Source organism: Pseudomonas sp. FP2294, from assembly GCF_030687625.1.
GTDB classification, from domain to species: Bacteria; Pseudomonadota; Gammaproteobacteria; order Pseudomonadales; family Pseudomonadaceae; genus Aquipseudomonas; species Aquipseudomonas shahriarae.
Genome location: NZ_CP117441.1, coordinates 4,400,339 through 4,414,075, shown reverse-complemented (window position 1 = coordinate 4,414,075; position 13,737 = coordinate 4,400,339). Strand labels below are relative to the sequence as shown.

Sequence of the window (13,737 nt, the reverse complement as noted above, 5' to 3'; positions counted from 1 at the left end):
TGGGAGCGGTGTTGGGTTACAAGTCAGCCAGCGTCGAAACCAGGATCGCCTTGATGGTGTGCATGCGGTTTTCCGCTTGCTCGAAGGCGATGCAGGCTGGGGACTCGAACACGTCGTCGGTCACTTCGATGCCGTTGGCCAGGTGCGGATACTGCTCGGCAATCTGTTTGCCGATCTTGGTATCGCTGTTATGGAACGCCGGCAGGCAGTGCATGAACTTGGTGCGTGGGTTGCCGGTGGCTTTCATCAGTTGGGCATTGACCTGGTACGGCAGCAGTTGCTCGATACGCTCGGCCCAGGCTTCCACTGGCTCGCCCATGGAGACCCAGACGTCAGTGTGGATAAAGTCCACGCCCTTGACCGCCGCTTTCGGGTCTTCGGTGAGGGTAATGCGTGCACCGCTTTCTTCCGCGTATTTTTTGCAGCGACCGACCAGGTCATCGTGGGGCCACAGGGCTTTGGGTGCGCAGATGCGTACGTCCATGCCCAGTTTGGCGCCGACCAGCAGCAGCGAGTTGCCCATGTTGTTACGGGCGTCGCCCAGGTAGGCGTAGCTGATGTCGTGGATCGGCTTGTCAGCGTGTTCACGCATGGTCAGCACGTCGGCGATCATCTGGGTTGGGTGGTACTCGTCGGTCAGGCCGTTGAACACCGGTACCCCGGCAAATTTCGCCAGTTCTTCGACGATTTCCTGCTTGAAGCCACGGTATTCGATGGCGTCGTACATGCGCCCGAGTACGCGGGCGGTGTCTTTCATGCTTTCTTTGTGGCCGATCTGCGACGAGTTCGGGTCGATATAGGTGACGTTGGCGCCCTGGTCATAGGCTGCGACTTCGAAGGCACATCGGGTGCGGGTCGAGGTTTTCTCGAAGATCAGCGCGATGTTGTTGCCTTTGAGGTGCTGCTGCTCGGTGCCGGTGTACTTGGCGCGCTTGAGGTCGCGGGACAGGTCCAGCAGGTAGCGCAGCTCGCGCGGGGTGTGGTGTTCCAGGCTCAGCAGGTTACGGTTGTGGATGTTGAACGCCATGATGATTCTCCTTGGATTCGGTAATCGGCCCGGTCGGCATCGGGTAGGTGCCGACCGGGGAGACGGTCGTTTAGTAGTCGATAGGATCGCGGATGATTGGGCAGGTCATGCAGTGGCCACCGCCACGGCCGCGACCCAGTTCACCGGCACTGATAGTGATGACTTCCACACCGGCCTTGCGCAGCAGGGTGTTGGTGTAGGTGTTGCGGTCGTAACCGATCACCACGCCAGGCTCTACCGCTACCACGTTGTTGCCGTCATCCCACTGTTCGCGTTCGGCGGCGAAGCTGTTGCCGCCGGTTTCCACTACGCGCAGGGTCTTGAGGCCAAGGGCTGCGGCCACGGTGTCGAGGAAGTTGGTTTTCTCCCGTTGGATATCAATGCCGTGGGGCTTGCTTTCGTCAGGGCGCAGGGTGAAAGGAACGATCTGGCTTACCACTTCGGGGAAGACGGTGACCAGGTCGCGGTCGCAGAAGCTGAACACGGTGTCCAGGTGCATCGCGGCGCGGGATTTCGGCAGGCCGGCCACGATGACTTTTTCCACGGCCTTGTTCTTGAACAGGTTGCGCGCCAGTTGGCCGATGGCCTGGTGGGACGAGCGCTCGCCCATACCGATCAAGACCACGCCGTTGCCAATCGGCATCACGTCGCCGCCTTCCAGGGTGGCTGCACCGTGTTGCAGGTCAGGGTCGCCGTACCAGATCTGGAAGTCGGCGTTGGTGAACTCGGGGTGGAACTTGTAGATGGCGGTGGTCAGCAGGGTTTCCTGACGTCGCGCCGGCCAGTACATCGGGTTGAGCGTTACGCCACCGTAGATCCAGCAGGTGGTGTCGCGGGTGAACTGGGTGTTGGGCAGCGGCGGCAGGATAAAGCTTGAGTGGCCGAGGAAGTCGCGGAACATCTCGATGGTCTTGCCACCAAAGCTGCTCGGCAGGTCGTCGGCCGACACGCCACCGATCAGGAACTCGGCGATCTTGCGCGGCTCCAGGCTGCGCAGCCAGGAACCGACTTCATCGGCCAGGCCCAGGCCAACTGTATCGGCAGTGATCTTGCGCTCCAGGATCCAGTCCAGGGCTGCGGGGATGGCAACAATGTCGGTCAGCAGGTTGTGCATTTCCAGCACATCAATATCGCGTTCGCGCATCTTGGTGACGAAGTCGAAATGGTCCCGCTTGGCCTGGGCAACCCAGAGCACGTCATCGAACAACAGTTCGTCGCAATTGTTGGGGGTCAGCCGCTGATGGGCCAGACCTGGGGAACACACCATGACTTTGCGCAGTTTGCCGGCTTCGGAATGTACGCCGTACTTAACTTTTTCCGTGGTCATTACAGATCCTCCAGTGAACATAAAGATTCAGGTGTTACAGGGTCAGGAAGCCGTCGTAGAGCCCATAGGCCGCCACTAGGGCGCCAATGACCACTGCGGCGAAAATCAGCTTCTCGACGTTGGTGAAAATCGGTTTGCCCAGTTCACGCTTGGCCTTGGCGAACAGGATCGCGCCAGGGGCGTAGAGCAGGGCGGACAGCAGCAGGTACTTGGTGCCACCGGCATACAACAGCCAGACCGCGTAGATCAGAGCGACGGCGCCGATAAACAGGTCTTTCTTGCGCTCGGCCAGGGCCGCCTCGTAGGTCTCGCCGCGCACTGCCAGCAGCAGCGCGTAGGCCGCCGACCACAGGTAGGGCACGAGGATCATCGAGGTGGCGAGGTAGATCAGCGACAGGTAGGTACTGGCGGAAAACAGGGTGATCACCAGGAAGACCTGGACCATGGCGTTGGTCAGCCACAGGGCGTTGACCGGCACATGGTTGGCGTTTTCCTTACGCAGGAACTCCGGCATGGTGTGGTCTTTGGCAGCGGCGAACATGATCTCTGCACACAGCAGCACCCACGACAGCAGCGCACCCAGCAGCGAGATGATCAAGCCGACGCTGATCAGCACCGCGCCCCAGTGGCCGACCACATGCTCCAGCACGGCGGCCATCGACGGGTTCTGCAGCTTGGCCAGTTCCGGTTGGGTCATGATGCCCAGGGACAGCACGTTCACCAGCATCAGGAACAGCAGCACGGTGATAAAGCCGATGACGGTGGCCTTGCCCACGTCCGAGCGTTTTTCGGCACGGGACGAGAAGATGCTCGCGCCTTCGATACCGATAAATACCCAGACGGTGACCAGCATCATGTTGCGCACCTGGTTCATTACGCTGCCCAGGTCGGGGTTTTTCAGGCCCCAGATATCAGCGGTGAAGATGTCCAGCTTGAACGCGAACAGCGCGATCAATACAAATAGCACCAGCGGTACGATCTTGGCGACGGTGGTCACCAGGTTGATAAACGCCGCCTCCTTGATCCCGCGCAATACCAGAAAATGCACGGCCCACAACAGCACCGAGGCGCCGATCACCGCCGCCGGGGTGTTGCCTTCGCCGAAGATGGGGAAGAAGTAGCCCAGGGTGCTGAACAGCAACACGAAGTAGCCGACGTTGCCCAGCCAGGCACTGATCCAGTAGCCCCAGGCTGACGAGAAACCCATGTAGTCGCCAAAACCGGCCTTGGCGTAGGCGTACACGCCGCCGTCCAGGTCAGGTTTGCGATTGGCCAGAGTCTGGAATACAAAGGCCAGGGTCAACATACCCACGGCAGTGATAACCCAACCAATCAACACCGCACCGACATCGGCGCTGGCGGCCATATTTTGCGGCAACGAGAAGATCCCGCCGCCAATCATTGAGCCCACAACAAGAGCAACAAGGGCGCCTAATCGAAGTTTTCCGGGAGATTCAGACATTGCGTGACTCCAATGCAGGAGAAGAGAGACCACAGAATAAAACTGTGCGCTGTTCAAATAGCTGACTTAGATCACTTCATTGGCACATTCCATTGTGAATTAAAGACTTATGAATAAATGCTACAGGCGTATAATTGCCCGGATATGCTCATTTCAGAGCATCTCTCCGTTCGGGTTAATCCTTTTGTGCGCAAGACGTGGACGCTTGAAGCTAGCCCGTTTTCGCAGATGTGCAAACTTTTTCAGAGGCTTTGCCAAATACCTCCCATGGATAAAAGACAAGCCGTATTTAAATTCTAAATTTACCTAAACTCGATTAATTGAAATGTCATTAAGTTATGAGGCGAGCAGTTTTATTCGCTATAGCTAATAAACATTGATTGATTTCGATAAATTAGCCGAGTGCAGCGCTCAATAACTGTTTTATCTGCAGGAGTTTCTATGTCGCAACCGGCACAAAAGCTGCGTCTCAGTGCTCTGGTGGCATTGGTGGTGGGCTCGATGATTGGCGGCGGAATCTTCTCGTTGCCGCAGAACATGGCTGCGCGGGCCGAGGTGGGGGCGATCCTGATCGGTTGGGGGATCACTGCCGTGGGTATGTTGACCCTCGCGTTCGTGTTCCAGACCCTGGCCAACCGCAAGCCCAACCTCGACTCCGGGGTGTATGCCTACGCCAAGGCGGGGTTTGGCGACTACATGGGCTTCTCGTCGGCCTGGGGCTACTGGATCAGTGCCTGGATGGGCAACGTCGGCTATTTCGTGTTGCTGTTCAGCACCCTGGGCTATTTTTTCCCGGTGTTCGGCCAAGGCAACACGCCGGTGGCGATCGGTTGCGCGTCGTTGCTGCTGTGGGCTGTGCATTTTCTGGTGATGCGCGGGATCAAGGAGGCAGCGTTTATCAACCAGGTCACCACCGTGGCCAAGATCGTACCGCTGCTGATGTTTATCGTGATCGCCGCCGTGGCCTTCAAGGCGGATGTATTCACCCGGGATATCTGGGGCCTGGGCAACCCGCAGTTCGGTGGGGTGATGGACCAGGTGCGCAATATGATGCTGGTCACCGTGTTTGTGTTTATCGGTATCGAAGGGGCCAGCGTGTACTCGGCGCGCGCGGAAAAACGCTCGGACGTGGGCCGCGCCACGGTGATCGGGTTTGTCGGAGTGCTGGCCCTGCTGGTGCTGGTCAACGTGCTGTCCCTGGGGATCATGAGCCAGCCCGAGTTGGCCAACTTGCAGAACCCCTCACTGGCGGGCGTGCTGGAACATATCGTCGGCCCCTGGGGCGCAATGTTGATCAGCATCGGCCTGGCGGTGTCGCTGCTGGGGGCGTTGCTGTCATGGGCCTTGCTGTGTGCCGAGATTCTCTACGCCACTGCCCATGACAAGACCATGCCGGCCTTCCTGAAAAAGGAAAATGCCAACCGCGTGCCGGTCAATGCGTTGTGGCTGACCAATGTGATGATCCAGCTGTTCCTGGTGATCACGCTGTTTTCGGCCAGCACTTACACCACGTTGATCTACCTGGCGTCGTCGATGATCCTCGTGCCGTATTTATGGTCGGCGGCCTATGCCGTGTTGTTGTGCGGGCGCGGAGAAACCTACGAAGAAGCCCATGGCCAGCGGCTCAAGGACCTGCTGGTCGGCGTGATTGCCCTGGGCTATGCGGTGTGGCTGCTGTATGCCGGGGGCTTGAAATACCTGCTGCTGTCGGCGTTGCTGTATGCACCTGGGGTGATTCTGTTTGCCCAGGCCAAGCGCGAGCAGGGCCAGCCGCTGTTTACCTTGCTGGAAAAGGGGATTTTCAGTTGCGTGATTGCCGGGGCGAGCCTGGCGGCGTATGGGTTGTATAGCGGAGTGCTGACCCTGTGAGCATGACGCCTGGTTGATTGTGCTGGGGAGGGCCTTATCGCGGGCAAGCCCGCTCCCGCAGTTGATCGTGTACCCGGTCAACTGTGGGAGCCGGGCTTGCCCGCGATGACCATTTCAAGGTCACCACCGTGCCCGATGCGCGCCCAATTCCCCAGCCGGCAAATCCCACTGCAGTGGTGTCCCGGCAAGAGTGACCGGCGCCAGCAACCGATGCGCCGGCCCCCAGGCCGTCTGCTCCACCAGCAGCCCCTGATCACTCGGTTCTTCTTCACGCAACGCTGGCTGCTTCACGTCTTGTCCCGCCTCGATCAACAATTTCGCCGTACGCGCCAGCGACAGCCGGGCCGACCCCCCATGCTCGCTGCTTAAACGCTCGGCCAAGGCCCGTATCGCACTGGCCGCCATCAGGTAACCGGTGGCATGGTCCAGCGCCTGCACCGGCAGCGGCACGGGTTTATCCGCCTGCTTCCATTGCATGCCGGCGTGGGCGATACCGCTGCTCATCTGCACCAGGCTGTCGAAGCCCCGGCGATTGCGCCACGGGCCGCTCCAGCCGTAGGCGTTGAGGCTGACGTCGATCAGGCCGGGGGCGAGTTGCTGCAGTGCGCTCGCGTTGTAACCCAGTTGCTCCAGTGCATCGGCCCGATAACCGTGAAACAGAATGTCGGCATCCTTGAGCAAACCTTCGAATAATTGCCGGTCGTCGGTGTTTTTAAGGTCCAGGCGCGCGCAGCGTTTGCCCAGGGTCATTTCCGGCACGACCCCTGGTTCGTTCCAGGTGGGGGAGTCGATGCGTAATACGTCGGCGCCAAGCCCTGCGAGAAAACGGCTGGCCACAGGACCGGCCAGAACGCGGGTCAGGTCCAGTACCTTGACCCCCGCCAACGGGCGCGCCACGTTGCCCAGCCAGGTGGTGTTGCCGGCTGCCTCGAAGCGCTCCCATGCCACCAACGGTTCCTGATTGACCGCCAACCCTTGGGGATGAGCCTGCCAGTGCTGCCAGGTGCGCATCTGCGCGGCGCAGCCGGCCTCATCGACAAACGCCTGCTCAAGCTCGGCGGCGTTCCAGGAGGCGACCCTGAGCGCCATCGCCGCCCGATCCGCGACCTGCCCCAGTACACGCTCGGCAGCTGCGCGGTGGTGGGGGGCGTTGGTGTGCAGACGAATCCAGCCGTCAGCGCAGGCGTAGTCACCGGCAATCGGATCCCACAGCGGCGGTACGCTCCAGCCCAGTGGGCGCAGGGAGCTGGAGAACCAGAAGGAGGCCAGGCGCGGGTCGACGCTGACCAGGGGCAGGCGCCCGGTGTGTTGTTCCAGCAGCCGGGCTATGGCCTGGCCGGCAGCCCCGATGCTGGCGCAGGCCAGCTCGGTGACAGCGAAGGTTGACGGCAGGGCGCCGGCTGCAGTGGTCGCCAGCGGCGTGGGCGGCAGATCGATTGCACGCTGGATCGAGGTGAGCAGATCAGTCATCAAAGGCCCTCCATAAGAGAGGGGCCATCATAGAAGATCTTCAGGGGTGTGCTGCAATCCCCGGCTGCAAGGGCAAGTCCAGGGTGGCGATAAATCCGCCCTCCGGGTGATTGGCCAGGCTCAAGCTGCCGCCATGACGTTCGGCGGCCCGACGGGCGATGGCCAGGCCCAGCCCATGACCTTGGGCGGTTTGCCCGGGGGCGCGGTAAAACGGCTCGCCCAGTTTTTGCAGGTGTTCGGCCTCCACGCCCGGGCCGTGGTCGCGCACGCTGATCACAATGCGTTCGCCTTGGCGCAGGGCCTGGACTTCTATCGGCTGGGTGGGAGGGTTGAAGCGCTGGGCATTACGCAACAGGTTGTCCAGCGCCCGCTCGATCATATGGGGCCAGCCCTTGAGTTGCAGCGCCGGCTCGGCTTGCAGTTGCACCAGCTGCTCCGGGGCGCCGAGCTGGGCGTCCTTTTGCAGGGTCTTGAGCAGGGCGTTGAGGTCGATGTCTTCGGCGCTGGCGTTGTCGGCGTCGACCCGCGCCAGCACCAGGATCTCGCTGATCAAGGCTTCCAGGCGATCACATTCCAGGGTCAGGCGCGGCCAGAGCTTCTCCCGGGCTTCGGGCGTGGCCCGTTCCGCCAGGGCCAGGGCGATCCGCAGGCGCGCCAGGGGCGAGCGCAGTTCGTGGGACACATCGCGCAGCAATTGCCGCTGGCTGCCGATCAGGCTTTGCAGGCGAGCGCCCATGCGGTTGAAGTCGGTGGCCAGTACGCCAAATTCATCACGTCGGTCGGCCAGGCGCGCCAGGCTGTTTTGCTGGTACGTGGTCTGGCCCAGGTCATGCACTGCACCGCGCAGACGGCTGAGGGGGCGAGTGATGGACAGGGTCACCAGCAGGCTGAACAGGGTCAGCACCACCAACGCAATCGCCAGGGCACTCAAGGGCCAGAGCAGGCTGCTGCGGTGCCAGGCATCCAGCTCCGGCAGGGCGATGCGGTAGATCAGCAGGTAGGTATCGCCGGTTTTTTCACTGGTGTACTCGGCCGTCAGGCGGCGCCACGGTAGCCGGCCCTCGTGGCTCTCATGCTGGCGGGCTTCAAAGGCGGCGGCGCGGCGCGGGAAGGTGCCACGCACCACCGGGTCGCCGCTCTCGTTGAGCACCTGCACATCGACGTGGTACTGGCGTTTGCGCTGTTGCAACAAATCCTGGGCGGCGTCCTCGCCCTGGGTTTCATAACGCTGGGTCCATTCTTCGGCCAGGTTGTTGAGGCCGGGATGGCGGCTGAGAATCCAGGCGTCCTGGTTGAGCATATGCCCAAGCAGGACCGACAGCCCGGCAACCAGGGCGATAGCCAGCCAGAAACTGGCAAGGATGCGCCAGAAGAGTGAACGCACAGGAAACCCTCAAACAGGAAAAGCCCAGCGGCACGGGCCACTGGGCTGGGAGGTTGCTAACGCATTATTGCGCTTTTTGCGGTTGTTGCGCTTTCCAGGCCTGGAACTGCTGCCACTCGGCTTGACGCTCGGCGCGTTTCTTCGCCATTTCGTCGAACTTCTTCTGCTGGTCAGGCTTGAGCAAGGCGCGGATATCCGCCTGGGTTTTCTGCTTGGCGGCGGCCATTTCGTCCTTCATGGCCTTCTGGTCAGCGGCCGGGAGTTTGTCCAGGTACTTCTTGACCAGTTGTTGGCGGCCTTCCCGTTGTTCGCCCATCAGTTTGCCGATCTGCTGGCGCTGCTCGCGGGTCAGGTCCAGTTGGCTGAACGGGCCGCCTTTGCCGCGCATGCCGTGTTCACTGCCGTGGCCCGGGCCACCCATCATGTGGCCTTCAGGGCCGCCCATCGGGCCATGGCCTTCTGGCATGGCCATGGCGACGGTCGGCAGGGCTGCGGCGAACATCAGAGCGATAAGGGTCTTGCGCATGGTGTTTCTCCTTGTCTCGGTTCCGGTGAGTCCGGATGTGAGTAGATTACGAAGATCAAGGTCAGCGGCGGTCAGGGAAGGGTAAAGCTTGGGTAAAGACGGATTGGGTGGGGGCTTACAAACCTGTAGGCGCCGGGTTGCCGGCTCCTGCTGGGGATGTCAGAGGCTGTAGTAGTAGCCACGGCTGCGCAATGCAACGATCCGCGGGCGGCCGTCGGCATGCGGGCCGATTTTCTTGCGCAGGTTGCTGACGTGCATGTCCAGGCTGCGGTCATACAAGGTCAGCTTGCGCCCCAGGGCGATCTGCGCCAGCTCCTGCTTGTCCAGGGGCTCGCCCGGCTGGCGCAGCAAGGCTTCCAGCAGGCGGCTTTCGGACAGGGTGAGGGTCAGTTCCTGATGGTCGATGATCACCACACCACGCACTGGGCTGAAGCACAGGTCGCCCAGTTCCAGCTGGGTCGACACCGCCGTCGGGTGGCTGCGGCGCAGTACCGCCCGCAGGCGGGCGGTCAGTTCGCGGGGGTCGCAGGGCTTGGCCAGGTAGTCATCGGCACCCAGTTCCAGGCCGAGGATCCGGTCCAGGGGCTCGCCCCGGGCCGAGAGCATCAGTACCGGCAGCTCCGGGTGGTCGGCGCGCAATTGCTTGAGCAACTCCAGGCCGCTGCCGTCGGGCAGCATCACATCCAGCACCACCGCCGCCGGCGCGGCTTCGGCCAGGGCTTTGCGCGCGCTCACGCCGTCATGGCAAGCGCGCACCTGGAAACCTTCCTGGCTCAACCAACTGGTCAGCAGCTCACAAAGCTCCTGGTCATCATCTATCAGTAACAGCTCGCTCATGACTCACTCAATTTAGCCATTGTCGACGGCGCCGATGCCCGCCACTGGCGAAGATACCGCACAGCAGGGCGACCAGCGCAACTCCCGCACCAATCACAAACCATTGCTGCTGGTCGGTGAGCCAGCGTGGCAGGGCGCCACCTTGTGCTTCCTTGAGTTGCTGGGCCAGGCGCTGATTGTCCTGGCGCAGCCGGCTCAGTTGCGCACTCTCGCGGGCAGCATCGGCAGTCTGCAATTGTTTGCTCAGCTCTTCGCGCAGGCGTTCGCTTTCTTTCAAGCGTTGCTGCAACTCGGTGATCTGGCTGCCGGCACTCAAGGACAGGGGCGTGGAACTGCCGGTGTTCGAGGTTTCTTCAGCCTGGGCCGTAGCCCCGATCGTTAACACTGCCAACAGACACAACTGACGTAAGCGCATCGGAACTCCTGATTCCACACGAATATTCAGAACGTTGTCGGCAGGTTACCGAGAATAATGAGCGATTAGGCGTTTGCCGAGCCCAATAGGTTCAGCACCACCGGGATCAGGGCAGGACTTGTTTGAACGGTTTGACCACGACATCGGCATAGGCGCCGGCCGCCACATACGGATCGGCCTTGGCCCAGGCCTGGGCATCGGCCAGGGAGGCGAACTCGGCGATGATCAGGCTGCCGGTGAAGCCAGCGTCCCCCGGATCATTGCTGTCGACCGCCGGGTGCGGGCCGGCGATCATCAAGCGCCCCTCGGCCTGCAGCGCCTTGAGGCGGTCCACGTGGGCCGGGCGAACGGACAGGCGTTTTTCCAGGGAGTTGGCGACGTCGGTGGCGATGATGGCGTAGAGCATGTCAGTCCTCGGTTTTTGGCGTGGTGGGGTCGGTGTCATGCAGATGGCGCGACAGGTAGATACCCTGGGCAACCAGGAACACCACGGTCATGCCCAGGCTGCCGAACACCTTGAAGTCGACCCAGTAGCTCTGGAAGGTAAAGGCCACGAACAGGTTGGCCGCGCCACAGAACAGGAAAAACCCGATCCAGGCGATATTCAGGCGGGTCCAGATCGGCTCCGGCAGGCTCAGGGCGTGGCCCATGATCCGCTTGATCAACAGGCGATCACCAATGAAGTGGCTACCGATAAAGGCCAGGGCAAACAGCCAGTTGACCACCGGGGCTTTCCATTTCAGGAAGGTCTCGCTGTGGAAGGCCAGGGTCAGGCCGCCAAAGACCAGGCAGGCGATCAGGGTCAGCCACTGGCTTTTTTCCAGCTTGCGCTGGGAGATGAAGATCGCGCCGTAGACCACCAGGGAGCTGATGATCAGCACCGCCGTGGCGCTGTAGATGCCGCCGAACGACAGCTCATGGCCGCCGATATCAAGGACCCGTGGATCGGTTTTGAAAACGATGAAGAACAGCAACAGCGGGATGAAGTCGATGAATTGTTTCACAGTAAGAGCCAGAAGCTGGATGTGGCGGCATAATAACAAACATCCTTGGTAGCGAAAGCGCCAGCTGACTTGAGGTTACACACTTCCGTGAATGTTGATTTGCACTGCCACAGCACGGCCTCCGACGGCGCCCTGGCGCCCGCGGTACTGGTTGCGCGTGCGTTTGAAAAAGGCGTGCGAGTCCTGTCGCTGACTGACCACGACACCCTCGAAGGCCTGGAAGAGGCGCGTAGTGCCGCCACGGCCCTGGGGATGCATCTGGTCAATGGCGTCGAATTGTCCTGCACCTGGGGCGGCGCGACCATTCATGTCCTGGGCTACGGTTTTGACGTCACGGCCCCGCCATTGGTGGCGGCCATTGCCAATTTGCACGATGGCCGCTGGCTGCGGTCCGAAGAAATAAGCCGCAAACTGGCGCTCAAGGGCATGCCCAACGCGCTGGAGGGCGCCCGAGCGATCCAGCAGGAGCTGGGCGACAGCGGCAACGCGCCGGCCCGTCCGCATTTTGCCGACTGGATGGTGCGTGAAGGGTTCGTCAAGGACCGCGCCGAAGCGTTCCGCAAATGGCTGGGCGCCGGCAAGCTGGGGGACGTCAAGTTGCACTGGCCGACTCTGGAGGACACGGTTGCCACGTTGCGTGCTTCCGGGGCCTGGGTCAGCCTGGCGCACCCCTGGCATTACGATTTTACCCGCAGCAAGCGTCGCAAGCTGATAGGCGACTATATTCAAGCGGGTGGCCACGCCATCGAAGTGGTCAATGGGCATCAACCCGCCGAACAGGTTGGCAGCCTGGCGATTCTTGCCCGTGAATTTGGTCTGCTGGTCAGTGCCGGCAGTGATTTCCATGGCCCAGGCGGCTGGTCGGAGATCGGCGAATATCGCCCGGTCCCGGAAGACTTGCCGCTCCTGTGGGGGCGATTCAAGCATGACCCCATTACCGCCACCGTCTGAACAGGTAGAGAACGTGAGTCAATTTTTCCAGATTCACCCGGAAAACCCGCAAGCGCGGCTGATCAAGCAGGCCGTGGAGATCATTCGAGGCGGCGGCGTGGTGATCTACCCCACGGATTCCTCCTACGCCATCGGTTGCCAGATCGGCGACAAGAACGCCGTGGAGCGCGTAAGACGCCTGCGCGAACTGGACAAGAATCACAACTTTGCGCTGATCTGCAGCGACCTGTCGCAATTGGGCCTGTTCGCCAAGGTCGATACCGGCACCTTCCGCCTGCTCAAGGCCCATACGCCGGGGCCGTACACCTTTATTCTGAATGCCACCCGCGAGGTGCCGCGCCTGTTGCTGCACCCGAAAAAGCGCACCATCGGCCTGCGGGTGCCGGAGCACCCCATTGCCCTGGCGCTGCTGGCCGAGCTGGGTGAGCCGCTGATGAGCGTGTCGTTGATCATGCCCGGCGACACTGAGCCGCTGGAAGATCCCTATGAAATGCGCCAACTCCTGGAAAAGCACGTAGACCTGATCATCGACGGCGGGTATGGCGGCAACAAGGCGTCCACCGTGATCAACCTGGCCGACGGCGAGCCGGAGGTGATCCGTGTGGGTTGTGGCGATCCGGCACCGTTCCTGGTCGAGGCCTGAATGTCGGCCGTGGAAACCGTCGACAGCCAGGCCGGCGCCCAGCAGGAGCTGCCATTTGCCATGGTCTACGGCCAGGCGGTCATGGAAATGCCCCTGGACCTGTATATCCCGCCGGATGCCCTGGAAGTGTTCCTTGAGGCCTTCGAGGGTCCGCTGGACTTGCTGCTGTACCTGATCCGCAAGCAGAACATCAATATCCTCGATATCCCTGTGGCGGAAATTACCCGCCAGTACATGGGCTATGTCGAGTTGATGCAATCGGTGCGCCTGGAGCTGGCCGCCGAGTACCTGGTGATGGCGGCGATGCTGGCGGAGATCAAGTCGCGCATGCTGCTGCCGCGTTCCGAGACAATCGAAGCCGAAGAGGACGACCCCCGCGCGGAGCTGATCCGCCGCCTGCAGGAATACGAGCGCTTCAAGGCTGCCGCCGAAGGCATTGATGGCTTGAGCCGCGTGGGCCGTGACGTGGTGGTGCCCAAGCTCGATGCCCCGGAAGCCCGGGCGCGCAAATTATTGCCGGATGTGAGCCTGGAAGAACTGTTGATGTCCATGGCCGAGGTGCTGCGCCGTGGCGATATGTTTGAAAGCCACCAGGTCAGCCGCGAAGCCTTGTCCACCCGCGAGCGTATGAGCGATGTGCTGGAGCGTCTCAAGGGCGGCGGCTTTGTGCCGTTTGTCGAGCTGTTTACCGCCGAAGAAGGGCGCCTGGGCGTGGTGGTGACCTTTATGGCGATCCTTGAGCTGGTCAAGGAATCCTTGGTCGAGCTGGTGCAGAATGAGCCTTTTGCGGCTATCCACGTGCGGGCGCGAGCCGAATAACGA

14 protein-coding genes are annotated in these 13,737 nt (G+C 61.5%); 4 read left to right on the top strand and 10 right to left on the bottom strand.

The genetic code is table 11. The annotated features are described in order from the left end of the window. Positions 1–16 precede the first annotated feature (16 nt). The 3 genes from PSH73_RS19775 to arcD (PSH73_RS19765) all read right to left on the bottom strand — a co-directional run bounded on the left by PSH73_RS19775 (position 17) and on the right by arcD (PSH73_RS19765) (position 3,816). On the bottom strand, positions 17–1,027 hold the full coding sequence (locus PSH73_RS19775; protein WP_029296316.1) for an ornithine carbamoyltransferase: 1,011 nt from the start codon (positions 1,025–1,027) through the stop codon (positions 17–19). A 70-nt stretch (positions 1,028–1,097) separates the two neighbouring features. After that, positions 1,098–2,354 carry an arginine deiminase gene (gene arcA, locus PSH73_RS19770; RefSeq protein WP_115128819.1) on the bottom strand — a complete coding sequence of 419 codons (1,257 nt, stop codon included), beginning with the start codon at positions 2,352–2,354 and terminating at the stop codon, positions 1,098–1,100. Between the two features lie 34 nt (positions 2,355–2,388). Continuing rightward, entirely contained in the window at positions 2,389–3,816 is a 1,428-nt protein-coding gene (gene arcD, locus PSH73_RS19765) for an arginine-ornithine antiporter (RefSeq protein ID WP_057439997.1), read from the bottom strand. Between the two features lie 441 nt (positions 3,817–4,257). On the opposite strand from arcD (PSH73_RS19765), the gene arcD (PSH73_RS19760) reads away from it, so the two are divergent. After that, positions 4,258–5,685: an arginine-ornithine antiporter gene (gene arcD, locus PSH73_RS19760; RefSeq protein WP_057960510.1), complete on the top strand. Its 1,428-nt coding sequence runs from the start codon at positions 4,258–4,260 to the stop codon at positions 5,683–5,685. A 120-nt stretch (positions 5,686–5,805) separates the two neighbouring features. Here arcD (PSH73_RS19760) and PSH73_RS19755 read toward each other — a convergent pair whose 3' ends face one another. The 7 genes from PSH73_RS19755 to PSH73_RS19725 all read right to left on the bottom strand — a co-directional run bounded on the left by PSH73_RS19755 (position 5,806) and on the right by PSH73_RS19725 (position 11,321). Next, positions 5,806–7,155 carry a CoA transferase gene (locus PSH73_RS19755; RefSeq protein ID WP_305461231.1) on the bottom strand — a complete coding sequence of 450 codons (1,350 nt, stop codon included), beginning with the start codon at positions 7,153–7,155 and terminating at the stop codon, positions 5,806–5,808. A gap of 40 nt (positions 7,156–7,195) precedes the next feature. Then, entirely contained in the window at positions 7,196–8,539 is a 1,344-nt protein-coding gene (locus PSH73_RS19750) for a HAMP domain-containing sensor histidine kinase (RefSeq protein ID WP_057960508.1), read from the bottom strand. A 64-nt stretch (positions 8,540–8,603) separates the two neighbouring features. Continuing rightward, positions 8,604–9,065 carry an LTXXQ domain protein gene (locus tag PSH73_RS19745; protein WP_057960507.1) on the bottom strand — a complete coding sequence of 154 codons (462 nt, stop codon included), beginning with the start codon at positions 9,063–9,065 and terminating at the stop codon, positions 8,604–8,606. A gap of 159 nt (positions 9,066–9,224) precedes the next feature. After that, entirely contained in the window at positions 9,225–9,902 is a 678-nt protein-coding gene (locus PSH73_RS19740; RefSeq protein WP_057960506.1) for a response regulator transcription factor, read from the bottom strand. 7 nt (positions 9,903–9,909) lie between these two features. Next, positions 9,910–10,317: a hypothetical protein gene (locus PSH73_RS19735; RefSeq protein WP_057439993.1), complete on the bottom strand. Its 408-nt coding sequence runs from the start codon at positions 10,315–10,317 to the stop codon at positions 9,910–9,912. A 106-nt stretch (positions 10,318–10,423) separates the two neighbouring features. Continuing rightward, a complete protein-coding gene (locus tag PSH73_RS19730; RefSeq protein ID WP_169989581.1) occupies positions 10,424–10,723 on the bottom strand; it encodes a YciI family protein in 300 nt (99 codons plus the stop codon). A gap of 1 nt (position 10,724) precedes the next feature. Continuing rightward, positions 10,725–11,321, bottom strand: a complete 597-nt coding sequence (locus PSH73_RS19725) for a septation protein A (RefSeq protein ID WP_057960504.1) — start codon at positions 11,319–11,321, stop codon at positions 10,725–10,727. An 87-nt stretch (positions 11,322–11,408) separates the two neighbouring features. Here PSH73_RS19725 and PSH73_RS19720 point away from each other — a divergent pair, with 87 nt between their 5' ends. From PSH73_RS19720 to PSH73_RS19710, 3 genes are all read left to right on the top strand, one after another. After that, positions 11,409–12,272 carry a PHP domain-containing protein gene (locus tag PSH73_RS19720; RefSeq protein WP_057960503.1) on the top strand — a complete coding sequence of 288 codons (864 nt, stop codon included), beginning with the start codon at positions 11,409–11,411 and terminating at the stop codon, positions 12,270–12,272. A 13-nt stretch (positions 12,273–12,285) separates the two neighbouring features. Beyond that, positions 12,286–12,915 carry an L-threonylcarbamoyladenylate synthase gene (locus PSH73_RS19715; protein WP_057439989.1) on the top strand — a complete coding sequence of 210 codons (630 nt, stop codon included), beginning with the start codon at positions 12,286–12,288 and terminating at the stop codon, positions 12,913–12,915. Between the two features lie 120 nt (positions 12,916–13,035). After that, on the top strand, positions 13,036–13,734 hold the full coding sequence (locus PSH73_RS19710; RefSeq protein ID WP_169851199.1) for a ScpA family protein: 699 nt from the start codon (positions 13,036–13,038) through the stop codon (positions 13,732–13,734). Positions 13,735–13,737 lie beyond the last annotated feature (3 nt).